Source organism: Diaminobutyricibacter sp. McL0608, assembly GCF_039613825.1.
Lineage (GTDB): Bacteria > Actinomycetota > Actinomycetes > Actinomycetales > Microbacteriaceae > Diaminobutyricibacter.
The window spans coordinates 446,264-473,001 of record NZ_CP154826.1 but is presented as its reverse complement, the minus strand read 5'-3'; the positions used below and the strand labels follow the sequence as shown (position 1 = coordinate 473,001).

Below are 26,738 nucleotides of genomic sequence, written 5' to 3'. Positions count from 1 at the left end.
GCAGGAACCACCTTGTCACACGTCAACCTCGGCAAAGCCAGCCCGGCCACATACCAGAGCCTGTCTGCGTTCGACGCGACGGCGCAAGCGAATGCTGCCGCAGCCGGACTTGACCCACTGTTGGTCGAACTCGTCAGAATTCGGGCTTCACAGATCAACGGCTGCGCCTACTGCCTGAGGTTACATTCGCGCGACGCTATATCGAAGGGCGAGTCCGCCGACCGGCTCGCGGTCGTCGCGGCCTGGTGGGAATCGCAGTATTTCAGCGCCAAGGAGCAGGCTGCGCTCATCCTCGCCGAGCGGCTCACGAATATCTCCCTCGGCCCGATCGGCGTCCACAACACGGTTGATGTCGAGGCGGTACTTACGGCTCAGGAGATCGCGGCAGTCTCGTGGCTGGTCATCCTAATCAACGCCTGGAACCGCGTGGCCATCTCGAGCCACTGCACGGTCGCGCCCAGCGGAGCCGGCGAGCGCGACCTCGTACAGGTATGAGGTATCACCCAGAAGGTCGCGGACATGATGATGCTCTGTTGCACAGGCGGGATCCCATGAGCCAATTTTGAAACGCTTACTGCACGTCGTCGTCAGACGACAGAGGAGCACCGTCATGTGTCGCCCAGTCCGCCTTTCAATCTCGTCCGACCTTGACACCGCAGGCAAAGCGCCTGCCCCCGCGACCGCGCACCCCAGGACACGATGGTCAATTCCCAACAACGGATACAGGGGTCGCCTCGAGAAAACCGCTGAAGCCCACTGAGCAGTTGCAACCACAAATCGCCGAACCCTGCGCCGAGCGGCCGAGTGTCGCAGTCCCTCCTCTCCGAATAAGGTCAACGAAGTTGGGGTTCTGTCGGCTCACTTAGCTCATTCGAACTCACGATGTTGAACGCAAATGTAGTCGTGTTGCGAGGCGGGTGCCCTGCCTTGCCCTGAACATGGATTCCCGACCGCCAGCGTCCATGACACTGGCGACCGGGAAGCTTTGGATGCGAGGTCTACGCAATCTTTTCGATGTTTTTGAGCACCCGACCACCTGGGTGGGATAGCACCTCTGCCGCGGCCTTCACCCCGGCCAAAGCACAATCCACCGCCGACAAGTTGGCGACCGCCGCTCGGAGGTATCCTGCGGAGAACGCGTCACCGGCGCCGGTGGTGTCCTTTACGTTCGGGACCGGCACCGTCGGGATCAGCTCGGCCTTCCCGGAGTCAAGAACCAAGACTGGATCGACCCCCTGCTTGATCACGCAGACCACATCCAGCGATTCGGCCAGCTCACGGAGTGCAACCGACTGCGCCTCTTGGCGATTGGCGAAGATCACGGATGGACAAACCTCGTCAAGCAGTGACAACACTTTGACTCGACCCAGGGAGTGAATGACCGCAACGGACGACAGGTCAACACTGATTGGCACCCCACACCGATGTGCAAGCCTGCTAGCCTCAAGCAGCGCTTGCTCCGACGATGCGGATTCGAAGCCATAGAACGTAAAGTGCAGCCAGGTCATACCTTCGAACCAGGATTCGTCGATGCTCGACAACTCGACGCTCGCCCCACGATCGGGAAACATCGTCCTTTCGCCGTTCTCATCAACAAGGATCACGATCGCGCCGGTTCGCCCGCTCCGCTGAACCCTGACGTCTACGCCTTCGCCAGAAAGAGCATCGGCGAGGTGAACTCCGATCGCGTCCTCTCCCACACGACCGATGAAGCGGACTGGTGCGTCTTTCGCGACAGCTGCCGCCGTGTTAGCGCCGCTGCCACCTCCGGCGCGCGTTATCACCGCGGGATTATCCGTATCCTCCTGAAGAGATCCCGTTCGCCAGACAACGATGTCTTCGACGAGGTCACCAACCACAACCAACACAGATTCACCCTTTCACCACGGCCGGCGCCAACCGCCCACCAGTTTCACTCTTACAGAATGGGACGGGGGCTGCAGAAAACTAGCACTAAAGCCCCCGTCCCGGCTTGCTGCTACCCCTGTCGCGACAGGGCTGTCGCAATCTGCCCGCCCAGCGCGACGTTGCCGTAGTAGATCGCGAGGTTCACATCGACGCTGCGGCCGTTGGTGGCCTTCTGAATGTAGTCGAGAAGGAACGGCGTCGCGTCATGGCCGAGGGTGCCTCGTTCCCCCGCGGCCTTCCAGGCATCAGCGATCACTCTCTCGGCAACGACGGGGTCGAGCTGCTGCTCCTCCGACACGGGGTTGGCAACGAGAAGGGTCGACTTGATGTCGAGTGCGTTGCGAGCGCGGACGATAGCCGCGATCTCCTCCGGCGACTCCACCGAATAGTCGATGTCGTAGCCGGAGTCGGAGAGGTAGAAGCCCGGATAGTCGGTGGTGCGGTAGCCGACGATTGCGAGATTGAGCGTCTCGAAGCGCTCCAATGTGAGCGGGATGTCGAGGATCGATTTCACACCTGCGCTCACCACAACCATGTCGAGGCCCGCAAGTGTGGTGGGGTCTGCAGACTCGTCGAAGCTGTGCTGCGCACCTTGGTGAACGCCTCCGAGCCCGCCAGTGGAGAAGACCTCGACTCCGGCAAGGCGAGCCAGGTGGGCTGTGCCGGCAACCGTGGTGCCGGCGTTCAGCTTCTTGGCTACGGCCGTGGGGATGTCACGAACACTAACCTTCACCGCGTCGTCGGCAAGCGAAAGGGCTTCGATCTCGGCGGTGGACAAGCCGACGGTCGGAACACCCTTCACGAGACCGATCGTTGCCGGCGTCACACCCTGGCTCCGAAGCAGCTTCTCGGCCTCGAGAGCAACTTCCAGGTTCCGCGGGCGAACGAGACCATGAGTGAAGATGGTCGACTCGAGCGCGACGACGGGGCGCCCTTCCGCGGCTGCAGTCGCAACCTCTTCCGAAACATTCAAAATATCCATATGAGTTGATCCAATCGTTGGCGATGTGGGTCCACCCTAAGGACGACGAACTATTTCAAACCAGTAACAAGCTGGTGCGATATATAGTAAAACATTATGAAAATAACCCGCAGGCAGGCCGAGTACTTTTCCGTTGCTGCCGAACTTCTTCACTTCGGAAAGGCCGCCGAGAGTCTCTACGTTTCCCAAGCAGTCGTGAGCCAAGAAATCCGCAGACTTGAAGAAGGGCTGGGATTTCGACTCTTCGATCGCAGCACCCGTCGGGTAGCCCTCACCCGTGCCGGCGACGACCTGCTCCCCTTCGTCAAGCGGTTCCTCGAGGCCGGGAAAGCGCTCGACGCCATTGCCAACAGACTTGGAGCCGACGCAGAAACACCCGTTCGCCTCGGCGCCAGCCCCAGCGCGATGGACCACTTCGTCCCCGCGCTCTTGCGTGCAGTAGAAGAGCTCTCGGGCATCACCGTCGAAGAATTCCCCGTCGATACAGGCCAGTTGTCAACCGCGATCGAGGCCGGCAAATGTGACCTGGGAATCGGTCGCTTTCCCAAGGTCGGCGACGGATACCAGGTTTCGACTCTGTACGACGAGCCGATGGTTGTGGCACTGAGCACACGCCACCCCCTTGCGCAGCAGGCCAGGATCGACCTTTCCCAACTTTCGGATCTCCCACTTCTCGTCTGGCCGCGCGAACAGGATCCGGCCTATTACGATGCCCTACTTGACCTGTGTCGCGAGCGAGGTCTCGATCCTTTGGTGATGACAGGCCGAGCCTTGGTACTGGGCCCCCGTAGTTATCTCATTGCCGAGAATCGGGTCTTCGCCCTTCTCCCGATTGCAACAACGCTGCGACTGGAAGAAGGGCTCGTGGCTCGCCCGCTAACGGTACCGGCCACGCTTCCGATGTCGATGGTCACCCACAAGGACGAGCCGCGTGCGGCCGTGCTCAAGGTGGCCGCGGCCGCACGAAAGCTGGCCAGCATGCAGCAATTCACGTCCTAAGCCGTCACTCAACTGCTGAGAAGACTGGTCTCCCCAGCCGGATGGCGCACTGCTAGATAATTTGATTTTGCTTATCAATGCACATCATTTGAATGTTGATCTAAAGAATTCGGCGTGGCTTGATAGTCCAAAGTCCAAACCCGAAGCAGAGAGGCATCGGAATGAAGTTCTCAAAGGCACTAACGGTTGCAGGCGGGCTCGTCGCCGTCAGCATGCTCTTCACCGCGTGCGCAGCAGCACCATCGAACGTGGCACAGGCCGCAAAATCCCACTACCTTCCCTGCATGGTCGCCAATACGGGTGGCCTGAACGACAAGGGATTCAACGAGGGCGCCGCGGACGGCGTCAAGTCTGCAGCCAAGACGCTTGGCGCTCAGCAGAAGATCGTGGAATCGGCACAGGAATCCGACTACCAGTCGAACCTCACCGCATTGACCGATTCGGGCTGCAACATAATGGTCACCGTCGGATTCCAGCTCGCTGAGGCAACAAAAGCCTCGGCGACAGCAAATCCGAAGATCGACTACGCAATCGTCGATGATTCATCGATCAAGCTCCGTAATGTCAAGCCGATCAGCTTCGAAACCCAGCAGGCCTCCTTCCTTGCCGGCTACGCAGCGGCCAGCTACAGCAGGTCGCACGTGATCGGAACGTTCGGCGGGATCCAGATCCCCCCGGTGACCGCATTCATGGACGGCTTTGTCTCCGGCGTCAGCTACTACAACAAGCAGAAGAACGCCAACGTCCGCGTTGTGGGCTGGAATAGAGGATCGCAGACCGGTTCCTTCACGGGCGGATTCGCCGCCAACGAAACGGCCAAGTCCACCGCTCAGTCGATCATCGATCAGGGAGCCGACGTCCTTTTCCCGGTCGGTGGACCGATCTATCAGAGCGCCGGGCAGGCGATTCGCGACTCGGGCAAGAGCATCGCACTCATCGGGGTTGACACGGATGTGTACAAGACCGACCCGTCGGTCTCGAATCTGCTCCTGACTTCGGTGCTCAAGGGGATCGCTGTTGGTGTCGAGGACATTGTCGCGACCGCTGGAAAGGGCAAGTTCAATGCCGAGCCGTTCGTCGGAACCCTTAAAAACGGCGGCGTCAGCATCGCACCGTTCCACGATTTCGAAAACAAGGTATCCCCGGATCTCGCGGGCGAGTTGGCAAAGGTCAAGCAGGGAATCATCGACGGCTCAATCTCCGTCGGATAGCGCCCAAGTCCCAACACGAGGGGCCGGCGGGACGAGCTCCCCCTCGCTCGTGCCCGCTGGTCTCCTCCACTTCTGATTGGCAATGCAATGAAGCTCGAACTCCGTGGCATCACGAAGCGCTTCGGGGCGCTGACCGCGAACGACAATATCGACCTGCAGGTAGACGCGGGTGAGATCCTGTGCCTGTTGGGCGAGAACGGCGCTGGCAAGTCCACCCTCATGAACGTCCTTTACGGCCTGTACCAGGCCGACGAAGGCGAGATTCTCCTGAATGATGAGGTCCAGTATTTCTCGGGTCCCGGTGACGCGATTAAGGCCGGCATCGGGATGGTCCACCAGCACTTCATGCTCATTCCCGTCTTCACAGTTGCCGAGAACGTCATGCTCGGCAATGAAGAGACCGGCTTTGCCGGGCGTCTCGACCTCGCCGCAGCGCGAACGAAAGTGCGCGAGATCAGCGACCATTTCGGGTTCGACGTCGACCCCGATGCTCTCGTGGGGGACCTTCCCGTAGGCGTGCAGCAGCGCGTGGAGATCATTAAGGCTCTCTCACGGGACGCCCGTGTCCTCGTCTTCGATGAACCAACCGCAGTACTCACTCCGCGAGAGACCGACGAGTTGATGCGGATCATGCGTGTTCTCAAGTCTCGCGGCACGTCCATCGTGTTCATTACGCACAAACTACGAGAGGTCCGAGAAGTCGCGGACAGGATCACCGTCATCCGGCTCGGACGGGTGGTGGGAGAAGCATCTCCAAGCGCATCGAACGCCGAGCTCGCTTCGCTGATGGTGGGCCGTCCCGTCGAACTGACCGTGACGAAGGACCCGGCTGAGCCGGGAGATATTGCTCTCGCGGTGAAGGACCTCACTGTGGTCAACAACAAAGGTCAGGTCGTCGTGGACGAGGTCTCCTTCCAGGTTCGAACGGGAGAAATCCTCGGTATAGCAGGGGTCCAGGGCAACGGTCAAACAGAGCTCACCGAGGCGCTGCTCGGGTTGCGCGCCAAGGCACAAGGGTCCGTCGTTTTGAACGGCCAGGAGCTTCTCGGCCGTACGGTGAGGGAGACGCTCGATGCGGGAGTGGGATTCGTCCCAGAAGATCGCAAGATCGAAGGACTGGTGGGCGATTTCTCCATCGCTGAGAACCTCATCTTGAACCGCTCCGAGGGCGCCCCCTTTGTCAAATACGGAACCCTCCAAATCTCCCGCCTACGAGCGTTCGCGGAAGAGAAGTCCCAGGAGTTCGACGTTCGATCGCAGGGTATCGACACGCACGTGGATCGACTCTCGGGCGGCAATCAGCAGAAGGTCGTCCTCGCTCGCGAGCTCAGCCGCGAGTTGCGACTGTTCGTCGCATCTCAGCCAACTCGAGGCATCGATGTCGGCTCGATCGAATTCGTGCATAAGCGCATCGTGGAGACACGTGACGCCGGAGTCGCGGTCATGGTCGTCTCCACTGAACTCGACGAAATCGTCGCACTTTCCGATCGGATCGCCGTGATCTATCGCGGACAAATAGTTGGCATCGTCCCCGGTGACACCCCTCGGGAAGTGATTGGCCAAATGATGGCCGGCATTACCTCCCCAGAACTCGAAACCGAAAGCGCCGTGTCATGAACCACCGGGAAACAAATTCGACGTCTATCCCTATCGAGCCTCCCTCACGCGGACGGCAGCTGTTCAACGAGATTGTCGGCGGAAGCGTGATGATCTCGATCCTGTCAGTCGTTCTTGCAATGATCGTCGGCGGGGTCCTCATCGCTGTGACCAACCCGCAGGTCCAACAGGCTTCCGGCTATTTCTTCGCCCGCCCAGGCGACACCTTCACAGCGATCTGGAACTCGGTTGGGGGTGCGTACGCCGCCCTCTTCCAAGGGTCGATCTTCAATCCCAATCGACCTGACCTCCTCAGTCAGATCAAACCTTTCACCGAAACTCTGACCTTTGCCACACCGCTGATCGCCGCCGGCCTCGGTGTAGGCGTCGCGTTTCGAGTGGGCATGTTCAACATCGGCGGTCAGGGGCAAATCCTAATCGCCGTCGCCTGTGCGGGTTGGGTAGGGTTCACGCTCAACTTGCCGTGGGGTTTGCATCTTGCGATTGCCATCCTGGCGGGCATCATCGGCGGCGCCCTCTGGGGAGGCATCCCGGGACTCTTGAAGGCACGGACCGGCGCCCACGAAGTAATCGTCACGATCATGCTCAACTATGTGGCGTTCTACCTCGTGTCGTACCTGCTTCGCACCCCCATCCTCAAAGCTCCCGGCTCGAACAACCCGATCTCCGCGCCGATCAAACCCTCGGCCATTCTGCCGTCACTGTTCGGCCCCCAGTTCAACCTCCACTTCGGATTCGTGCTCGCCATCCTTGCAACGGTGTTCGTATGGTGGCTCCTAAACCGATCGGCGCTGGGATTCCGTTTCCGCGCCGTGGGCGCCAACCCGAACGCGGCACGCGTCGCTGGCATAGACGTCAAACGCATGTATGTCTACGCGATGCTCATCTCCGGCGGACTTGTGGCACTGGCCGGCATCTCCCAAGTCCTCGGAACAGTCACCTCCGGATTCGGGTCAGGGATCGACGCCGGAATTGGCTTCGACGCTATCACCGTGGCCCTGCTTGGAAGGTCGCGGCCCATAGGGATTTTCATCGCGGGAACCCTCTTCGGGGCGTTCAAAGCGGGCGGCTTCTCAATGCAGGCCGTCGTCAACATTCCTGTAGACATGGTTCTCGTCGTCCAGGCGCTGATCGTGCTCTTCATCGCCGCGCCAGCACTCGTCAGGGCGGCCTTCCGGCTACCCAACCCGGCCGCAACACGACGGCAACTGACAACGCGGACAAGTTCCCTGCCTGCAGCGAAGTGAGCGAGAGACAAATGACCACTATGACCACCACCATCCAAAGCGCCTCGGCAAAGCCAACCGAAGCCGTCGAACCGCGCCAAGTACGCGTCCAGAGTTGGAAGACGACTTTCGCGTTCGCGATCTTCACCGTTACCTCGACGATCCTCTTTGTCATGTATTCGCGAGCAGGGTACGCGACGTTCCGTCTCTCGACGGCCAGCGACTTCATTCAGCTACCACCCGTCGTGCTGCAGACATCTACCACCGGGGCCGTTGTCGCCGTGCTTCTCCTCGCCCTCACCGTCGCCTCCTACTGGGCGCGGAACTGGAACCCCCAAATAGGAACTCTCCTCAGTTCCTTCTTTTCTGCGATTTTCCTTCTCGGTTTCCTTACCTGGACATCAGCAGGACAAACGATCCCCATCCCTGGTCTGCTCCTTGGGACGGTTTCCCTCAGCGCCCCGCTCATCTTCGGGGCGCTTGGCGGCGTTGTGAGCGAACGTGTCGGCGTCGTCAACATCGCCATCGAGGGGCAACTGCTAGCCGGCGCCTTCGTATCCGCAGTGCTCGGATCACTCACGCACAATCCTTATGTTGGGCTGATCGGGGCAACCGCTGCAGGCGTATCCGTCTCCTTCGTCCTTGCAGCCTTCTCCATTAAGTACCTGGTGGATCAGGTGATCGTCGGCGTCGTTCTGAATGTGCTGATCATCGGGATCACGTCGTTCTTGTTCTCCCAGACGCTGACGTCCGACCCCTCAGCGCTGAACACTCCCCCGCGGTTCGAACGGATCGCGCTGCCGGTGCTGTCACACATTCCTGTCCTCGGACCGACCTTGTTCAATCAGACGATCATCATCTACGCGATGTACCTCGCTGTCATCGCCGTCACGATCGGCCTCTACAAGACGAAATGGGGTCTGCGGCTCCGAGCGGTCGGCGAGCATCCACAGGCGGCAGACACCGTCGGGATCAAAGTAAATCGAACTCGATTCTGGAACGTCGCCTTGGCTGGAGGAATCGTCGGGTTCGGCGGCGCCTACTTCACCCTGGGTTCCGTGGGTTCCTTCGGCAAGGAGATGACCGCGGGAGCCGGATTCATCGCGCTGGCTGCGGTGATCTTCGGACGCTGGGATCCGATCCGAGCCACACTCGCAGCGCTACTGTTCGGATTCGCGTCAAACCTTCAAAACGTACTGGGCGTCATCGGATCGCCCGTACCATCCGAATTCCTCCTGATGCTGCCGTACCTCATCACAATCTTCGCGGTCGCGGGTCTCGTGGGGCGCGTACGCGGCCCCGCTGCTAGCGGCAAGCCGTACGTCGTTTCCTAACCAATAGCTCGCGCCATCGTGAAGATCCGTATGCTGTCCCGGGCAGCTCGGCCACAGCAGTCCTCGGTTAGGTTGCAAGTCGATGGTGGCATCAATGAATCCACGATCGCGATCGCCGCGGCGGCGGGAGCCGACGCGCTAGGTGGCCCGTTCATCGATCTACCGCGCGATAGATCCTCAACTAGCCAACGATGCACTACGCGACTAGCGCCGAACGGGACCAAAGTCATTCGGCATATTCCGTCGACGAAACAACACTTGGGGGCGACGTGTTCGTGAAGATCTGCGGACTCTCTACCATTGAGGCAACACGAGCAGCGCTTGATGCTGGAGCAGATGCAATCGGCCTAGTTATCAGCGCACGCAGCAAACGCAATGTGACAATCGAAGCTGCGCAGAGGATCGCGAACTACGTAGGAACGAACGCACAGAAGGTTCTCGTCGTAAACGATTTGCCTGCGGTTCAAGCTGCTCATTTGGCGAAAGAGATCGGCGCCGACATCCTGCAGCTCCACGGTGGAAACTACGATCTTTCCGAGTTTCGAGATGCGCGAACGATCGTCAGCCGGCTGTGGCGCGCCACCACCGAACAGGCGCGAGGAAGCCTCCCAGTTGGAAGCTGGGGCGAAGAGGCTCTCTTGCTAGACGCCCCCGCGCCGGGTTCCGGCCAGACCTGGGATTTCTCCCGCCTCAAACTACGACCGCCGCGAGGCAAATGGATCCTCGCCGGCGGGCTCAATCCCGGGAACGTCACTCCCGCCATAATGAGCTGTCGCCCGTGGGGAGTCGACGTCTCGAGCGGAGTGGAGAAGGCACCAGGCGTCAAGGATGTGACCTTGATCGCGAAGTTCGTCTACGCGGCCAAGAACACGATGTAGCCCAAGATCCCGACCCAACCTCTGCTCGAAGGCGTCTCTGGGGATATCCGCCAGTTCCCGCCTCACGCGGCTTGGGGTATACCGAGAGCACGAAGGCGGGGCTACGACCTCGTAGCACGCTCGCCCGCAATAGGCACCTGGCGCGTTCTTCTATGCTCACGGCCAGTTCGGCGGCTTCTTTGGGGGTTGTTTCCGTGCCCACGCGGCCAGCACCGGAGCGACAGAACGAGCGCCATCCCGACACTCTTCGCGCCACTCCTCCGGAAGAATCCTCCAGTCATCACCGCCGACTCGACCCAGTTCGATAGGGCGCGATCGCCCACCACCCATCCTTCGCATGCAACACAACTGTCTCGACACATTCGCGCATTGCACCTTTGCGTTCACCGACAGATCGCGGTGCTCGGGCGGGTCCAACGACTGCGAGCGTTCGTACCGCAACTCCCGTCACGAAGGGCGAGACCCGGACAAACTAGGCCGACTTCCCCTGAATCAGCCCAGACTTGGCTGACTTGGATCAAATGGGATGACCGCAACCGGACTTGCGCCTGCCGAAACAGCCCGCTCGAACGCAACAAATGGAACACATGCCGCCTCCGCCGTGAGGGCGGCCAACCTGCCAATCGGCGTGAATGGATCGGCGGCGATCGCCCACCCATCCCTCGCATACCGGCTCACCATGTCGACGCACTTTTCCTTCTCTTCGACGCTCGGGTTGCTGGACCCGACCACCCCGATCATCCCTCCCTGCAGTTCAGGCCCCATGCTTCTGGTGTCGATGATGAATACCCGCATCCCACTCACTCCCCTGGTCGACAGCTTTTGTTTGCCTTTCCGGCGAAGAGATCGAGAGCGAGTGAAAGGGACGCAGTGCCGGGACCGTGGAATACCGGACCGGAGCACAGCGGAGGGAGGATATGCCGCGAAAGCCCGGCACGGAGAACCGGGAACGAGCTACGATCGGCCGACGGAAAGACACACAAAACCAGTGGAAACAGCGCCGCCATCGGCGGCTCCGTCAAAGCTCCTGCGAGCGCACGTCACCTTTCCAGACGATCTCTCACGCCGGCGACCCTTCTATTTCCCGCGAGATCGGCTGGCCGGCTCGGCAGCACGCACACCGGAAGTTGAGCAGCTGCGCTGCCGGCACCCTTTCGGGTCTGTTGTGACCTGTCCGGCAGTTGATCGTAATTCGCTCCCGCACCTTGCCGCTCCGGCCGATTCCGGACGCGCCCTGACGGGCTTATTTCCTCCGGAATCGGCCGGCACTCCCGGTGCTCCCGCTCCATTTCGATGCTCCTTGCCGGACGGCACAAAGAACAGTTGTCCACGAAGGAGACGAAACAATGACAACCACATCCCCAACACGGGCACGGAGGTTCAGCGCCACTGAGCAGAAAGCACGCGCCGCAGCTCTGCACGCGAGCATCATCGATCAGGTCGAAATGCTGCGGAACACCGACATCTGGCGCAAGTTCCTGCAGTTCTCCGCGTCATTCCACGAGTACAGCCTGAACAACGTGCTTCTCATCCTCAGCCAACGACCGGACGCCACCGCCGTTGCCGGGCACCGGGCATGGCAGAGCAAAGGGCGACAAGTCCGCTCCGGCGAGCACGGAATCCACATCTTCGGCTACCGCGTCCAGAAGGTCGCCGAACCCAACCCCGGCAACCACCCGGACTCAGCCGAGAACGAAGAAGCCGAGCACAAGGCGATCGCCAGGTTCCCGATTCTGACCGTCTTCGACATCGCCCAAACCGACCCGATCGAAGGCGAAACCGATCCAACATCCCTTGTCCAAGAGCTGAGCGGAACCGACGACTTCGGAATCGTCGACCGTCTCACCGACCACCTCCGCACTGCCGGGTGGACGATCAGCCGTCGCCCCCTGGCCGGTGGTCTCAACGGATACGCCGACCCCTCTCGACGTCAAGTCGGGGTCAAGGACACACTGACCCCGGAACATGCAGCGAAAACCCTGATCCACGAGACCGCGCACATCCTCTTGGGCCACACCGAGAATCTCGCCGACTACGCCCACCATCGCGGACTTGCCGAAACCGAAGCCGAATCCGTCGCCTACGTCGTCGCAGGGCTCACCGGGTTCGACACCAGTGGCTACAGCATCGGTTACATCGCCGGATGGGCCGACGCGGACAGCACGCTGATCGCCTCCACCGCCACCCGCGTCCTCCACGCCGTGCACGCCATCATGAGCATCCTCGAGCCAACCCGCGTCGCGACTGATTAACGCAGAACAGGCGGCCGCGGGCGACTCTAGGTAAGGCTCAAGGGCGCCGGGCAGATTCGTAGTTTCGCGGGGTTCGGCCCTTGCGGCCGGACCCCGCGAAACGTCAAACCCCGCCCTCGGCATCGATCACTACCTGCGAACGGAGCGTAAGGCTGCGCCGTTTTGCCTGTCTGACCGTTCACCGTAGCTCGCTTCCAGGCCGACCGTTCCGGGCTTTCGCGGCATATCCTCGCTGCGCTCCGGTATTCCACGACCCGGCACTCACGGCCCTCCCGCTCACTATCGATTCTCTTGCCAGACAGGCAAAAACAAAGTTGAACGGGAGAACCCAATCATGAACACCCAAACCCCGACGCAGGGAACCATCGAGCACGTCGACCCCAACACACTCACCCTCGAAGCCAACGTGCGCCCCAGCAGCCCACTCACCAAAGAATTCGTCGCCAGCATCCGTGACCACGGAGTGCTCACCCCCGTACTCGCCAGACGAGACGAGCAGGGCGGCCTGATCGTCCGAGCCGGCCAACGTCGCACCCTCGCCGCAAGGGAGGCCGGACTGTCCACGATCCCCGCCTACATCGTCGCTGCCGACGACGCGACCGTCGAGCGGATCGTGCAACAGATGGTTGAGAACGACCAGCGCGAAGCACTCACCGACAGCGACCGCGCCGCCGCATTCCACCAGCTCGCCCTCGAAGGCCTCAGCATCCCAACGATCGCCAAACGCACCAGCACCAAGCAAGCCATCGTCAAGAACGCTCTCGCAGTCGCGGACAACCCTGTTGCCGCAACCGCGATACAGAAGCACACCCTCACGCTCGACCAAGCCGCCGTCCTGATCGAATTCGAGGACGACGAAGAAGCCCGAGCCCAGCTGATTGACGTGGCGGTTTCGGACCCAACGCAGTTCGCCCACGCCGCCCAGCGCGCCCGCGACGAACACCGCCGGACCCAACTGAAAACCAGTGCCGAAGCGGCGCTCGCCGAGCAGGGATACACCGTGCTCGACCGGGAACCCGGGTACCACGACAGCGACTACACCAATATCCGCGACCTGATCACCGCCGACGGGGCCAAGGCCACCTTGGAACTCATAGCGGATACGGAGGGCCGGGCCGCGTACGTCACCGTCTACTGGACCAGCGACGAAGCAACCGTCAGCTACTACCTCGCAGACCCCAAAGCAGCCGGATTCCGCAAAGCAAACAACTCATCTGCGGCGAGCGGCCCCATGACCGACGAACAGAAAGCCGAACGAAAGACCCTGATCGCCAACAACAAGGCATGGGCGTCCGCGGAAATCGTCCGCCGCGAGTGGCTCACCGAATTCCTCGCACGGAAGACACCGCCCAAGGACGCGAACACGGTAATCGCGCAAGGACTCACCACCCATCGCCGCGACGTCGCAACCGCCGCCGAACGCGGAAACGCCCTCGCACACGAGCTTCTCGGAATCGAACGAGGCAGCTCTTGGAACGGAGACAAACTCGCCGCATACCTCGAAAGCAACCCGACAACGGCGCAGCACGTCAGCCTCGCCGTCGTCCTCGGCGGCATCGAGTCGAGCACGAGCAAGAACACCTGGCGCTACCCAGATGTCGCGAAGGCGGCGTACTTTGCTCAATTGGCTGATTGGGGATACTCGCTCTCCGACGTCGAGAGAATCGTGATTGGCAGTTCAATCGGGTCGATGGAAGTAGACCCGGAACCAGCAACTGACCGCAAGTGGTAGCCGCTGTAACAGCGGCGCCGGTCTCGAACCATGTGATGGTTCGAGACCGGCTTTCATTCGTGCTGCACTTCATACATCCGTCACTGTCGAAGACGAGGCAAGGCGTCGGCTGTGCCCAGTTGAGTTCACCTATAGGGCCACCGATACGCTTTCCCTATGACTACAGCCGACTGGGTTACGTCAGTGATCGCGGTCGCTGCGCTACTTCTGTCCGGCTATTCGGTCGCTCGGCAGCGGGCGTCATCGAAACCTCACTGGGGGTTCGACTGGTCGTCACAACCTGGTCAATACCGCGGCTCGGAGATCTGGAGAGCTGAGGTGCGCCAGGCGGGCCCAGGTGAAGCCGAGCGGGTGTCAATCGCTTCACGTGTTAAAGGACAGCCGGGGAGCGTCTGGGAAGGCTGGGACCCCTACCTCGATCCGAATGGGTTGGAAGTGGTCGCCGGGCCACGCCCGGTCATGCACAGCGAAGGGTTCACGGACTGGGACTTTGGGCGCATCATGCGACGCGGTGAGTACGCGTGGCACACTGCGAAAATCACGAACAATGGCGCGCCATATACCGTCGAGGTCAAAATCGAGTGGGTAGAATCGCCCAACACTCACCGCAAGCGGCAGCATGTTGAGTCCTACGACTTCGATGGCAAGAGGCTGTGAGGCTGTCATGCACGGGAATCTACTTCGTCACATGGTGTCGGCGCTGGCGGTCCTTGCGGCGGCTGGAGTAGTTATCAGTTGGGTGCTCGACGTCTTCTTCGGATTGCATCCAATAGGGACCCTGCCCATCATCTACGATGTCTGCTTGGCGTTTCTGACCGGTTGGTTCTTTCACCTGCTGGTTGTTGTACTTCCTGAGCGCCGACGCGTCCGCGCCGTTATGCAAACGCTGAGCGGAAATCTCATGACGATTGCGAACAATGGCAGGGATCTCATTCGCGACCTTGAGTTCATCGGACGCTGCCCTGAGCGACCGATCACAGAAGACCACGTGGTCAAGGTCTGTATAGCGAACAACGATAACGAGCCAATGAGGCTATTCCTGGCTGTGCGACTGTCCGTTGCTCGTGATGCCTACAGACGCGTTGCCCCGTTCCTTGCCTCACTCCCCCCCGACGTTGCTGTCGCCGTGCAGGAAGTGGACCAAGAATTTCTCAATCAGGTTGTCCGCGCGCCGGACGTCCTGGATGTTTCGCACCACGCCGACCCCAGTGCACCATCGTGGGAGTTGCAAAATCTACGCCAGTCGGAGCCAGTCAAGGTGTGGACTCCATCCATACATGCATTCGTCGAGGAACGCCAGACGCTCGAAGGCTATTCCGCCCTGATCCTTGGCTACTGCAAATCAACGGCGGCCGTGGGCGACACTGTAAAACCATTCTTTGCCAATACGGGCGGCCGATCCGCTGCCGTCGAGTTCTGGATTAACCACAAGATCAATGAACGAGGGTACCCGTTCGCCGACTACCCCACGGAAGCACAAACCGGCGACGCGTGATGCCGCGAAGTTGTGAATGTTCCTGACTAGTTCCACGTCCGCAGCGACCGCTCTGTATGAGTGCGGGGGTTACACCTTCAGCCAAGCACCCTGGGATCGACCGCCAAGGATTCTCGCGTGCTCCTGCTGGAGATGTCGCGAGGCACCAAATCACAAGACTGCCTTGACTTCACACGTCGCTAGGAAACAATTACGCCCAATGTGATGCGGACGAGCAGCACCCAGTTGCCCTATGCCGGTCGAGCACCTTGGACGCGGCCTTCAGACGAGTAGCACCCAGTTGGCCCAACCTGCCAATGGGGGCAATTTGCGGCCGGGCCTGCCGAAGTGGAACGACAAGGGAATAGACAGATCCAAAGAAAGAGATGGAGAGCAGGAGACAGGAAGGACTAAGGAAGATACGAGTTAGAAATGCGAGAGCGATAGACGAGGGTTAGAAGCGAATGCACGTAGGCACTCTTTGAGATGAGTTCCCGATTTGCGCGCCAAAACCCTCCTGCAAAGGGAACGTGTAGGTGTGCGAGGTGGTGTCGCCAGGTGGAAACGCGGACAGGCTTCCCAGGGTGTGAAGCAGGCGATCGCGTACGCCTTCAACGGAGTCTGCGACTCGACGCTAACGGCACGCACGGCAGACGGTGTGCTCGCGGCGGCCGGTTACGCCGACTCGGTCATGACTCGGTACATCGTGGAGAACGGTGCCATCCGCGACGACCTGCTCACCCGCTCCCAGCTTAAGGATTGGGTGGACGGGGTCGACCCGCTCACAGCGAAGCGTCGAGGCCGGGACCTTGAGTCGCCGGTCGCGGACCTGATCCTGGATGCGACGATTAACGCTCCGAAGTCGTTCTCGATCGCAGCGATGTTGGACCAGGAGTTGGCGGCCGCGTATGAGGATCTGCAGGATCGGTTGCGGGATCGCATCATCAAGCTGTGGCAGTCCGAGCTCAACGCTAGGCGGGGAAAGCAGGGCGGCATCCGGGAGGACGTCGCCAGGGTCGAAGTCGTCGAATTGCGGCACGAACGCTCCCGGTCGTTGGACCCGCACAAGCACCGCCATCTGTGGCTGAATGTGAAGGTGCAAGGTCAGGACGGGAGGTGGTCGAATGTTGATACTCGCGTAGCGCTGCGGTTCCAGAACGTAGTCAACGCCGAAGGTGACCTCGCCTCGCGGACCGACCCGGCGTGGATCGCGACGCTGGCCGAGAAGGGCTTCACCCTGAACTCGGACGGGGAAATCGAGCAGTTGCAGCATCTGGTGCGTCCTCTATCGAAGCGGTCTGCGCAGATCGAAGCGAACAGGGCCGCCCACCTGCGTCAATGGAAGGAGCTGCATCAGAACGAGGAGCCCTCCCCTGCTGTGCTGACCCAGATCGAACAGTGGGCATGGGCGGCCGGCCGGCCTAACAAGCCAGGTCATCTGGATGAAGGCAAGTGGGCCGAGATCGTCGCGGCCGAACTACATCATGCTGATCCTGATATTGCGCGGCCACGGAGTGAACTTGTTCCTCGATCCGTGGCAATCGAAGATCTCGACATCGAGCTCTTGGCTGCGAAAGCGGTCGTGGATGCGGACACCCGTTCGACCGGCACGGGTGGTCGGTTCAGCGACATGGATGTCCGAGCAGGAGCAATCCGAGCCATTGCAGGTACGGGCGTGATCGCCGAGCGTCAGCAACTGACCGCTGTCGTCGACGAAGTGGCTTCCCGGGCTACGCGCACCCACACTGTTACCCTCCTGTCCGAGCCGAACATTCCGGCTCACGTAAAGCGCCGAATGGCGACCTCCACCGCCACGCTCAAGGCCACAGTCGCGCAACGCAGCGAGACCCTCTCGGCACCCGGCAGCGTGCCGCCCCAGGCCGAGATCTCAGCATTAGCGAGGGCGATCGAGCCGGATCGCACGCTAGACGAGGGTCAGTTGGAAGGTGCGTCCTCGATCGCCGGCTCGGACCGAATCGTGGCCATTTCTGGCGCCGCCGGGACCGGAAAGACGACCATGCTCAAAGTGGCCGGCGGCGCACTCCGTCGGAGTGGTCGCCAGATGATTATTGTCGCTCCGACGAAAAAGGCCTCCGCCGTCGCAGGGCGTGAAACCGAGAGCGCATCGTCGTCACTTCACCAGCTACTCCACGACTACGGGTGGCGATGGACCAGTAACCAAGCTGGAGCCGTGGAGTGGTCCTGTCTCAGGGTTGGTGAGTTCGACTCAACGGCAGGTTCGAAGTACGTCGGTCCACGAATCGCGATTCGACCAGGAGATCGAATCGTCGTCGACGAAGCTGGCATGCTGGATCTCGAGGCAGCGAACGCCCTCCTAGATGTCGTCGGCCGTACAGGAGCGGGCGTCGCACTAGTTGGAGATCAACACCAGGCACTTCCGGTCGGACACTCTGGCGCGATGGCCCTCTTTTGGCGTCGCGCGACGCGCCAAGTCGAACTCCTGACAATTCACCGATTCCGGGACCCAGCGTGGGCGGATCTAAGCCTCAGACTGCGCCGGCCCGATGACCAAGATGAGGCAGCGCGTACTGCGGAGGAGTTGATCCGTACTGGCCACGTCCTGCTTTCGAACAGCGAGGTGGACGCGCGCATTGCAATGGTTGGCGCGTGGTTCGAGGCGGCGCGGGCACGTAAGTCAATCGCGCTAGTCACTGCAACGCACGCCGAGGCACAATCGGTCAGCGAGGAGATCCAAGCTCGACGGATCGCGGACGGGTCAGTCCAGACGTCGGAGGCGGTGTCGGGTCAGGGAGGACAGCAGCTCTTCGTCGGTGACATTGTTCAGACTCGCCGCAATGACAGCACTACCGACGTCCAGAACCGCCAGAACTGGGTGGTGAAGAGCGTCTCTTCACAGCACGTGCTGTTGGCGTCCGCGAGTGATTCGACCGACTTGAGAAGGATCACTCATGATTACGCAGGATCGCACCTCCACCTGGCGTACGCGACGACCGTCTACGGCGTTCAAGGCGAGACGACCGACTTGTCAGTGGTCGGCCCCGGTGTCGATGCGGCTGGCCTCTACGTGGGCATGACAAGAGGGAACGCCAACAACGTAGCGATCGTCGTAGCTCCGACGGAAGGATCGGCTCGAAACGTACTCGTCGAGACTATGCAGCGTCGGGTAGTGGAGGAGACAATCGAAAAGTCGCGGGCGGCTGCACGTGCCGATTTCAACCGCTCAGCTCAATCCGATACGGGCCCGATTGCAAGTGACTCCCCAGTCTATTCGAGCGGTCCCGCTCTGAGCTGAGGGTCGCCGCTACGCCGCAACGAGCCCGCTCGCAACCACATCACGGCCGACTCTGTTCGCACCGTCAAGGTCGCCGCCGCGCGCGTCAAAGCGAAGCAGCCCTACCGCCAGCGCGTCGGCCCGGTCTTGCACCGTGGGAAACACCCCTCCGGCGATGAACACCAACGCTTGGCGGCCATCAGCTGCGCAGCTGGCTGCTGCCCGTTCTACAACGTCGCTTTCAAGGTTCCCCCGACGGCTCGTAACCCAGGCGAGGTAGCGAGAGCTGTATAGATCACAAACCTCACTCGCCGGGCCGTCGGCGACAAGAGCGTCGACCGCGCCGAGATAGAGCATCCACTCGCGACAGAGCTCTACCGCTTCACGTCCAGTTGCGCCCCAAGGCCGTGGCGCCGGCACATCAAAACTCACGCAACCAGTGTCCACCCGACCACCGCGCCGCGCTGCAGCTCGAAGCGAAATTGGCGTGATCAAAGTCTTCGCGACGCATGCCGCGCAAAGGGGTCAACCCCTACGATCAGTCTCTTCCAATGTCAGGGTTACGTAGTGCGATCAGGGTTGCCGCCCCGCTCGAGACTTTTTGTCGACCCGGTCGTGAAGGCGTCCGGGTCGTCAGACAAAGCAATTCGGCCTGCCTTTTGCATCGCGGATAACGTCAGTGACCAGTCGCCTAAGTCCGCCCCGACTCTTGAATACGGTCTTGGGTCGTAGACCGGATCTCCTACAGCTCAGCGTCAACGTGATAGTTCGAAGATCGGAGCACGATGAAGTGAGTCCGTGCCAGTGATCCTGCCGATTTGGACCGATATCTTGATCAAATGGCATTCGACGCATCGCCCTTGGCGCAACACCTTCTGCACGTGGCCACGAAGCATGCGCTTGAGGTGCTGACCTGCGATCAGGGAACCGCCGACGAATTCGCCCGCCTAGTCGCAGCCGAGCACGCGGGGGCTTGCGTCGAGCTTTCAAGTAAGAGCATCCTTGCGAGCCACCATCCAACGCTGGTGCTAGACGGTCAGTTCAACGCTAAGCATTGGGAATCCGTGATGGACCCGAACCAATCGCCAAAGGGGCTCAAGGACATTCGGACTCTCGACGCCGGCGCCTCCGCTACTAAAGCTTGCTTGCTGCTCGGTGTCGATGTGAAGGACTCCGCAAAACAACTACTTGCAGCTCGAAATGCCGCAGTCCACATGGGTATTGCCCCCTACAGCATTGTCGACACAGTAGGCCGCCTGACCTCATGGTTGCGGGCACTGATAGCCGCGGGTATTGACCTTCCCGCCGAAGTTCTGACTAAGCAGGAGTTGTCGCTCCAAGAAATGAAAAGCCGAGTCGAACTTCGCATAACGATGGCGAGGCTGCACACTCGCAACACTCCCGATCCTGACCTGCTTTCGACATTCTCGGAGCTCGAGAATCACTATGACGAGGTAGATCAAGTCGTATGTCCAGCGTGTGGCAACGCCGCGCGCTTGTTCCAAAATCTCGTTGATGTCGAACACTACTACTCGGGTGGCGAAGAACTTCTCGACCCAGTGTGGGAATGGGACCTTCGCTGCCCATTTTGTCGCCTCGAATTGAGCGATGGAGAGATCGAGGCAGCCGACATCAAGATCGTCGACTTCAATCGGGACGAGTAGGACGCTTAGTTGCTTGTGATCGAGACCTCGTTCCACTCATTGAGTTCGGCGGTAACGGTGGGCGCGCCCTTGGCGAGCTGGGTCCGCCAATCTAGGTCGCCTCGATTCTGAAGCTGGCCGACAACGACTATCGGATGCACCTTCGCGTTCCGCGCATGTTCTGCGATCCATTGTGATCGAACGGGACCATCGGGAGAAGGCAGTCCACCAGGTATCGCCCAACGCGAAGCAATGTCGTTTGCGGCGTCTTCGTCGCCTAGTGTGTGTGCTTCCTCGTCGATTACCATCTCACCCGGCCGAACGTCGCCCCGGATAAGGTGGGCCAGTTCATGAAGGAGAGTGAAGAGAACGACATCAAGTCGCTTGCCGCGGCCAGATAGTGCGATCACCGGTTTGCTCATATCCTCGTCGAGAAGAAAGGTTGCGCCATTCATCTTGCTGCTTGGAAGAGCCTCGACGTAGACCAGTCGCACTCCTGCCTCCGCGAAGACGCTCGGTAGATCGCTAAAGGCTCTCGGCTCCCGAACGATGCTCGCTACTTCTTGTGCAAGCAACTGCGCGAGCTTCTTGTTGTACTGGTCAACTTGCATTCGACGCGCGCGCTTGCGCGCAGCAGCTAGCCACGCAAGTTGGGTGGGGGTCAACGGCACGTCGTCGTTTGATCGCCGCGCCGCTGCGAGAAAGACCGGCTCCTCATCAAGACTCTGAACCTCGAGCAGGTCCCGCAGGCTTGCCTCCAAATCATCCAGAGTGTCCCCGGCGATCAAACCTCGTCTCCGCAGAACGCTAATCGGAGCCAAACTGTTGAGTCGGGCGCGCCGGCGCACCTCTTCGAGCTGACGCTGGGTTGCCGCGCTCTGGGCCTGCTTGTGCAGCAGGTACGCGTTCTGCATATCTAGCCAGAGCTCGGGCGAAGTTCCAAGAGCCGCGCCGATTTGGGCAGCCGACTCGCGCGTGATCTCCTTCTTTCCAGACACGATTTCAGAAACAAACTGAGTCGGTCTGCCAAGGATCTCCGCGAACTCGGCCTGGGACCACTCGCGCGCTTGCAACTCGTCAGCAAGGATCTCGCCGGGTGGTACCGCCTCGAGCAGCGTCCTGTCCATTTGCGTCAACTCCCTATTCCTTCTCTGTTACTTCGATGATCTCGGCCACCGGCTCGGAGCCGGCGCTGACGCGCAAGACCAGGCGGACCGGGTCGACTATTCGCACCGACACACATCCGGCGCGGTGTCCAGTTAGGACGCGAAACGCCAGTGACGTCAGGTTTGTCAGGTCCTCTACGTACCTTGCGTGACGGATGACGTAGATAGTCCGCCGGTACGCGCGGAGGGTTTTGTCTGACCAATGGGCTGCGACCGAATCCGGCTCGTACGCGAGGCGCTCTAGGGCCTCGTCGTTGAACTCTAGCCTCATCGCGTACCGTTCTTCACCCCTCCACTGATTACCTCACCCTACCGGTCGGCCGGTGGAGTTGAGCAGATCGACACGCCTAGTCTACATCATAAGATCACCCCAAGGGTGATGGGGTGTATACTAGTTGTGTGGGCCGAAGAGGTCGGCCGCAGAGAGGTCATGAAAATGACAGTCCAGGAGGCGGCGACTGCCGCCGAGAAGAAACACCCCGCGATCAACATCAAGATCGACTCCAAGCCGTACGTCGTGCATGACGACGACTGGGAAGCCAGCGCCCTCCTCCGTCTCGCGGGACTCGATGCAGCGGAATATGACCTGGCCCAGATCAAGAAGGACGGGACGCTCAAGCGATTCAAGGACACGCACGTGGTGAAAGTCGACGAAGGCGACGAGTTCGAGTCCATCAAGCAGGACGGCCCCGTAGCGTGAGTGACGGCGTCGACGGATTCATCGCCGATCTCGGCGAATGGGGCGCCTCGGCGCGCATCGTAGAGGATACGGTGGTGTTCCCGGTGCGCGCCGTTGGGGGCGCGCATCTGGGCTCTACTACTGAGAGCGGTGTCTCAACTTCCGAATTGGCCGCGTGGCCCGCGGTCCCGCCCCACTGGGTTCACTTCCCGAGTGATATTCGAGTGCCGAACGTCCATCCCGACCAGTCAGAAACCCTTGCCGGGTGGACTCGACACTCCCGACAGATCGAAAGATGGGAGCAGGTAACCCAGCCGGGGCGCGCATGGTTGGCCCACGTTCGCGCCGTTCTTGCGGAGGCATCGTGATCATCGCGGCGAGCACCTACAGCGTCGCCATGCCAAAGACGATCGACGACGAACTCCGCACCCACCTAATCCGCGAAGACCGGCAGGAGGACGTGTGCCTTGCTTCGTACTCGATTTCGAGCGGCGCCAAGAGGTCGTCCGCGCTGATCCGGCGGCTCTACCTGCCCGAGCCTGGTGAACGTCACGTTCATCAAAACGCCTCCTTCACGAGCGACTACATCTTTCGCGTGGTGCAAGACGCAGCGGCCAGGGGCGAAGGGCTTGTCATGCTCCACAGCCACCCAGCCGGACGTGTGTGGCAGAAGCTGAGCTTGGTGGATAGCGAGACCGAATCTGGTTATGCGGGTATCGCAACAACCGCGACGAGGATGCCAATGATCGGAATGACCCTTGCCGGCGAGACTGGTGCCTGGTCGGCGCGCGCCTGGCTGTCACGCACCGAAACTGCTGACTGTGAATCAGTAAGAGTAGTCGGGGACACCATTAAGACCACATTCAATCCCGAGTTGCGGCCGGCGCCAGTAGAGACGCAAGCACAACGACGTACCATAAGCGCGTGGGGATCCGAGACCCAGGCCAACATTGCCCGAACCCGAGTTCTCGTTGTCGGCGCGGGAAGTGTCGGCCTAGACGTTGCTCAACGACTGGTCGCTTCAGGGATCGAGACGGTGGGCGTCATGGACTTCGACGCCGTGGAGGAGCGCAACCTCGACCGTATGATCGGGGCAACGCGTGCCGACGCTCTCCTCGGCCGCTCCAAAGTCGAAGTCGCTCGACGCCTTCTTACATCTCAAGCCACCGCTGCCCGTCCTGACATCTGGACACACGACGTGTCGATCTGTAGCCCCGCTGGACTAGCGCACGCGCTCGATTACGACATCATCTTCTCGTGCGTCGACCGTCCCTGGCCGCGCGCGGTCCTCAACGAGCTCGCCTACTCGGATCTGATCCCAGTGATCGACGGCGGAATCAACATCGAGTCCGACGAGATCGCAGGGCTGAGTCGAGCGACCGCTCGCGCACACACTCTTACCCCGGGCAGACCCTGCATGGTCTGCATCCGCCAGTTGAATCCCTCCATGGTTCAGCTGGATAAAGAGGGTTTGCTCAACGACCCGGAGTACATCAGGCGATCTGGCATCGACCTCGACCGGGCTGGGCAGAATGTCGCCACGATGTCCGCGACCGTCAGCGCTCTTCTGCTCGATCAGTTTGTGAGCCTTACGGCTGCACCAGGGGGGACCGGTGTACCGACGCCGCGATGCTTCCACTTTCGGCATCACTTTCTGGAGCACCTGAACGAGGAACAGACTCAACCGGGATGTAGATGGGAAAAATACCCAGGCGAGGGCGATGCGCGGTTGGCACTGGCTATTGGCCACCCGATGGCCGACGCACTAATCGCAAGTCGACGTCGAGTGGCCCGAACGCCGCGACAGTGGCTTGCCCTGGTGCGTGATCACGTTGGTCGTGTGATTCTCCCGAAATAGGCACCAGACTCTGATGATCGACTAACGCGAACACGATCGAGGGCGAGTGCGCTGGTCGCCCTCCCCCTTTCGCCGCTCAGTCATGGCAGTACGGAAGAATCCATGGCTGACCGCGTTTCCAGAGCTATGTTGGTCTGGTAGCGGCCACATCCGGGCCATCAGCTTTTGGGCGGCGTGCGACTACCGCGGTCGCGTAACGGAGTGACCGGCCGACGCCGTCGGCGACGACCCCAGTATCGGCTCATGGCTCGCAGATGGCTCGCTCTCCAATGGTGGAACTCGAGGTTGCCGATGACGATGGAAGCCCAAACGCTTGTCCAGCTGGTCCCTGATCAGCGCTGCGGCAGCAGCTGGCCGCCTGCTAATCTCGCGGCATAGCCATATCAGGCTGCCTGGCGAAACACCGACTGAACCTGACGGAACTCAAACATGAGCGAAATTGGCAACTTCTTTAGGGCTGTGAGGGACGATGTCCTCTCCAAACACGACGAGGAGGTTTTCAGCGAAGGCTTCGACACAGCCGCTGGCTTGGCACTCGGTGTGCTTCGAGACAATATTGATCAGCTGCGCAAGGAAATCAAGTCCGGTCTTGAAGGCGTGAATGAGAAACGAGCACTCCTGCTCGTGGAGTTGACCGAGCTTAAGGACGAACTGGAGAAGCGGCTTCGTGAATATGGAGAGCACGCGGACGTGAAATAGGCGGGAGCCGGACAGCAACTGCGCTCGAACTGCTCCCGCCGTGGCTTTTCCTTGAATCCGACGATCTTTTGACGAACTCTTCGACTTGCAATGGACAAGCCCCAGATGTCCCAATTGTTGGAGATATCCGGAGTTGACTGGAAACGCCGGTCGCCGCGTGACCAATACGGGCAAGGCGCCTATACCCGTACAACCGTGATTCCGTCGAGCGATTCCATCGCTGGGACGTCGATCTCCTCCATAGGATCTGCGAGGAGTTGTTCCACGTAGTGCGGGGGCTTGGTCCGCAGACCTCGGAGAATGTGCCGCAGATATGGCACCCCGAGGTGACCGCTGTCCCCCGGAACATCCGGGAATGCGTGATCATCGGTCAGCCGCGCGGGGATCGCTGTATCCAGCGAAAACTGTCCGCCTCGCACCTGCGAAAGCGGCGCAGTCAACAACTTGGCGACTCGCGCAGCGCCACTTTGTGGCTGCGTAAAAAAAGCCCGCAATTCCGGAATCATCTGTGGAATGTTGAGGTCGTAGAGTTGCCCGAGACTTACCCGAGGGTCGGGGATGTCCTCGAGTGGTACTGACAAATCGAACGCCACGGCGGCATCCTCGCCGATTCCCCCCGGTTCTGTCATCAGTGCAGGCAGAATCGACACGGTCTTGCGCTCACACTTTCGACATCGCCTGGGGTGGGGCCGAAGACCGCATGTCATAGGTAGCCGATACTCCGGGGTTCCGAAGTACAGAATGTACATGGGAGGCACGTCGAGCCCATCCGCAGTACGCATGAGCTTCCTCCTCTGTTCGCCCTTGTCGTAGCCGAAGTCGATCCACCAACGTGAGCTTGGCTTCTTCTTCAACCGCTTTGCTTGCGAAAGCATCCCGAAGCACGTTCCGGATTCGTCCACCCACCACCAAACCCAGTCGGCGCCGTTCTTGCCTTCTTCTCTCTTGGAAAATGTGCGCGTGAATACCGTTCGACCGACGCGGGTAAGAAGCAGATCCGTAACCGTTTCTTCGTGCCAAGAAAAGCCGACCTCGTCAGCCCTTCTCATGTGTTGCGCCGCGGCCTCGCGACCGTGTCGAAAAGCCCTCGCGACATCACCCACACCCACGCCGGTCTTCGTCATAGTTTGGAGACTAGGGCAAGGTGCCGGACGATTTCACAACACAACGACATTCCGCCACATGATCAGATCGACCCAGAAGGTGGATTGCGCATGGGTGTGCGTATGCGGCCTGAATGCCCTCATCGCTCAAAGACCGACCCCACTCCGCCGAATTTGCGAGGTGGGGTCGATACAGTCGACATCAAAAGCTAGTCCATTGAAACGGAAATGGCCGAGGAGCCGAGGACTTGTACAGGCCCGGTCGCAGACGCCGGGCCATCAGCTTTTGGGGCGCGTCGGGCGATCTCTGCGGTCGTATATCGGAGGGATGGTCCGATGCTGTCTGCGACGACTTCGGTGGCGGCGCGGGGTTCGCCGGTGGCTTGGTCGGTCCAGTGGCGGAACTCGAGGTTGCCGTTGACGAGGACGGTGTCGCCCTTGGCGAGGCTTTCGCGGACGTTCTCGGCGGTGCGACCGAAGACGGTGGTGCGGTGGTACTGGGTGTCTCCGTCGACCCATTTGCCGTCTTCGAGTTTGCGGTCGGTGACGGCGACGGTGAACTTGGCGAACTTGGTGCCGTTTTCGGATTCGCCGTAGGCGGGGTCAGCGACGAGGTTGCCTTCGATGCTGATTGGTACTCGTGTGCTCATGGTTCTTGCCTTTCAGGTAGTGCGGCCGTCTTGTCAGGTCGCTCTTGCCTGCACGTTCCGTTTTTTGTCGTGCA

General features: G+C 60.6%; 23 protein-coding genes. 17 read left to right on the top strand and 6 right to left on the bottom strand.

Going from position 1 to position 26,738, the window contains the following annotated elements:
* Window positions 1-12: 12 nt before the first annotated feature.
* Entirely contained in the window at window positions 13-495 is a 483-nt protein-coding gene (locus AAYO93_RS02270) for a carboxymuconolactone decarboxylase family protein (protein ID WP_345763400.1), read from the top strand.
* A gap of 503 nt (window positions 496-998) precedes the next feature.
* Here AAYO93_RS02270 and AAYO93_RS02265 read toward each other — a convergent pair.
* Together AAYO93_RS02265 and AAYO93_RS02260 are read right to left on the bottom strand one after the other, a co-directional pair.
* The gene (locus AAYO93_RS02265) at window positions 999-1,868 is read right to left on the bottom strand and encodes a carbohydrate kinase family protein (RefSeq protein WP_345763399.1); all 870 of its coding nucleotides are present in this window, start codon (window positions 1,866-1,868) and stop codon (window positions 999-1,001) included.
* A gap of 110 nt (window positions 1,869-1,978) precedes the next feature.
* Window positions 1,979-2,890, bottom strand: a complete 912-nt coding sequence (locus tag AAYO93_RS02260) for a pseudouridine-5'-phosphate glycosidase (protein ID WP_345763398.1) — start codon at window positions 2,888-2,890, stop codon at window positions 1,979-1,981.
* Between the two features lie 96 nt (window positions 2,891-2,986).
* Here AAYO93_RS02260 and AAYO93_RS02255 point away from each other — a divergent pair, with 96 nt between their 5' ends.
* The 7 genes from AAYO93_RS02255 to AAYO93_RS02225 all read left to right on the top strand — a co-directional run bounded on the left by AAYO93_RS02255 (window position 2,987) and on the right by AAYO93_RS02225 (window position 10,155).
* Window positions 2,987-3,889, top strand: a complete 903-nt coding sequence (locus AAYO93_RS02255; protein ID WP_345763397.1) for a LysR family transcriptional regulator — start codon at window positions 2,987-2,989, stop codon at window positions 3,887-3,889.
* A gap of 161 nt (window positions 3,890-4,050) precedes the next feature.
* Window positions 4,051-5,100 carry a BMP family lipoprotein gene (locus tag AAYO93_RS02250; RefSeq protein ID WP_345763396.1) on the top strand — a complete coding sequence of 350 codons (1,050 nt, stop codon included), beginning with the start codon at window positions 4,051-4,053 and terminating at the stop codon, window positions 5,098-5,100.
* Window positions 5,101-5,187: 87 nt separating this feature from the next.
* Window positions 5,188-6,717, top strand: a complete 1,530-nt coding sequence (locus tag AAYO93_RS02245; protein WP_345763395.1) for an ABC transporter ATP-binding protein — start codon at window positions 5,188-5,190, stop codon at window positions 6,715-6,717.
* Window positions 6,714-7,964 carry an ABC transporter permease gene (locus AAYO93_RS02240; protein WP_345763394.1) on the top strand — a complete coding sequence of 417 codons (1,251 nt, stop codon included), beginning with the start codon at window positions 6,714-6,716 and terminating at the stop codon, window positions 7,962-7,964. Before AAYO93_RS02245 ends, AAYO93_RS02240 begins: the two co-directional genes overlap by 4 nt.
* A 20-nt stretch (window positions 7,965-7,984) precedes the next feature.
* Entirely contained in the window at window positions 7,985-9,277 is a 1,293-nt protein-coding gene (locus AAYO93_RS02235; protein WP_345763393.1) for an ABC transporter permease, read from the top strand.
* A 30-nt stretch (window positions 9,278-9,307) separates the two neighbouring features.
* Entirely contained in the window at window positions 9,308-9,556 is a 249-nt protein-coding gene (locus AAYO93_RS02230) for a hypothetical protein (protein ID WP_345764946.1), read from the top strand.
* Window positions 9,547-10,155 carry a phosphoribosylanthranilate isomerase gene (locus AAYO93_RS02225; RefSeq protein WP_345763392.1) on the top strand — a complete coding sequence of 203 codons (609 nt, stop codon included), beginning with the start codon at window positions 9,547-9,549 and terminating at the stop codon, window positions 10,153-10,155. Before AAYO93_RS02230 ends, AAYO93_RS02225 begins: the two co-directional genes overlap by 10 nt.
* A 492-nt stretch (window positions 10,156-10,647) precedes the next feature.
* Here the strand turns inward: AAYO93_RS02225 and AAYO93_RS02220 are convergent, their stop codons facing one another.
* The gene (locus AAYO93_RS02220) at window positions 10,648-10,950 is read right to left on the bottom strand and encodes a hypothetical protein (protein ID WP_345763391.1); all 303 of its coding nucleotides are present in this window, start codon (window positions 10,948-10,950) and stop codon (window positions 10,648-10,650) included.
* Window positions 10,951-11,501: 551 nt separating this feature from the next.
* On the opposite strand from AAYO93_RS02220, the gene AAYO93_RS02215 reads away from it, so the two are divergent.
* From AAYO93_RS02215 to AAYO93_RS02190, 6 genes are all read left to right on the top strand, one after another.
* A complete protein-coding gene (locus tag AAYO93_RS02215; RefSeq protein ID WP_345763390.1) occupies window positions 11,502-12,407 on the top strand; it encodes an ArdC-like ssDNA-binding domain-containing protein in 906 nt (301 codons plus the stop codon).
* 334 nt (window positions 12,408-12,741) lie between these two features.
* The gene (locus AAYO93_RS02210; protein ID WP_345763389.1) at window positions 12,742-14,139 is read left to right on the top strand and encodes a ParB/RepB/Spo0J family partition protein; all 1,398 of its coding nucleotides are present in this window, start codon (window positions 12,742-12,744) and stop codon (window positions 14,137-14,139) included.
* A gap of 156 nt (window positions 14,140-14,295) precedes the next feature.
* Window positions 14,296-14,796 (top strand): hypothetical protein, encoded by a 501-nt coding sequence (locus AAYO93_RS02205; protein ID WP_345763388.1) that lies wholly within the window; start codon window positions 14,296-14,298, stop codon window positions 14,794-14,796.
* 31 nt (window positions 14,797-14,827) lie between these two features.
* Window positions 14,828-15,634: a hypothetical protein gene (locus AAYO93_RS02200; RefSeq protein ID WP_345763387.1), complete on the top strand. Its 807-nt coding sequence runs from the start codon at window positions 14,828-14,830 to the stop codon at window positions 15,632-15,634.
* A gap of 565 nt (window positions 15,635-16,199) precedes the next feature.
* Window positions 16,200-18,887, top strand: coding sequence for an AAA family ATPase (locus AAYO93_RS02195; RefSeq protein ID WP_345763386.1), 2,688 nt, complete (start codon window positions 16,200-16,202; stop codon window positions 18,885-18,887).
* 818 nt (window positions 18,888-19,705) lie between these two features.
* On the top strand, window positions 19,706-20,530 hold the full coding sequence (locus tag AAYO93_RS02190; protein ID WP_345763385.1) for a hypothetical protein: 825 nt from the start codon (window positions 19,706-19,708) through the stop codon (window positions 20,528-20,530).
* Window positions 20,531-20,535: 5 nt separating this feature from the next.
* Here AAYO93_RS02190 and AAYO93_RS02185 read toward each other — a convergent pair whose 3' ends face one another.
* Window positions 20,536-21,636 (bottom strand): HigA family addiction module antitoxin, encoded by a 1,101-nt coding sequence (locus AAYO93_RS02185; protein ID WP_345763384.1) that lies wholly within the window; start codon window positions 21,634-21,636, stop codon window positions 20,536-20,538.
* A 475-nt stretch (window positions 21,637-22,111) separates the two neighbouring features.
* Here AAYO93_RS02185 and AAYO93_RS02180 point away from each other — a divergent pair, with 475 nt between their 5' ends.
* From AAYO93_RS02180 to AAYO93_RS02170, 3 genes are all read left to right on the top strand, one after another.
* Entirely contained in the window at window positions 22,112-22,375 is a 264-nt protein-coding gene (locus AAYO93_RS02180) for a hypothetical protein (RefSeq protein WP_345763383.1), read from the top strand.
* A gap of 343 nt (window positions 22,376-22,718) precedes the next feature.
* The gene (locus tag AAYO93_RS02175) at window positions 22,719-24,212 is read left to right on the top strand and encodes a HesA/MoeB/ThiF family protein (protein ID WP_345763382.1); all 1,494 of its coding nucleotides are present in this window, start codon (window positions 22,719-22,721) and stop codon (window positions 24,210-24,212) included.
* Window positions 24,213-24,641: 429 nt separating this feature from the next.
* Complete coding sequence (locus AAYO93_RS02170; RefSeq protein WP_345763381.1) at window positions 24,642-24,911, top strand: hypothetical protein; 270 nt, start codon at window positions 24,642-24,644, stop codon at window positions 24,909-24,911.
* Between the two features lie 179 nt (window positions 24,912-25,090).
* On the opposite strand, the gene AAYO93_RS02165 is transcribed toward AAYO93_RS02170, so the two are convergent.
* Window positions 25,091-26,035 carry a hypothetical protein gene (locus AAYO93_RS02165; protein WP_345763380.1) on the bottom strand — a complete coding sequence of 315 codons (945 nt, stop codon included), beginning with the start codon at window positions 26,033-26,035 and terminating at the stop codon, window positions 25,091-25,093.
* A 188-nt stretch (window positions 26,036-26,223) separates the two neighbouring features.
* Complete coding sequence (locus AAYO93_RS02160) at window positions 26,224-26,664, bottom strand: single-stranded DNA-binding protein (RefSeq protein WP_345763379.1); 441 nt, start codon at window positions 26,662-26,664, stop codon at window positions 26,224-26,226.
* Between the last annotated feature and the right edge of the window lie 74 nt (window positions 26,665-26,738).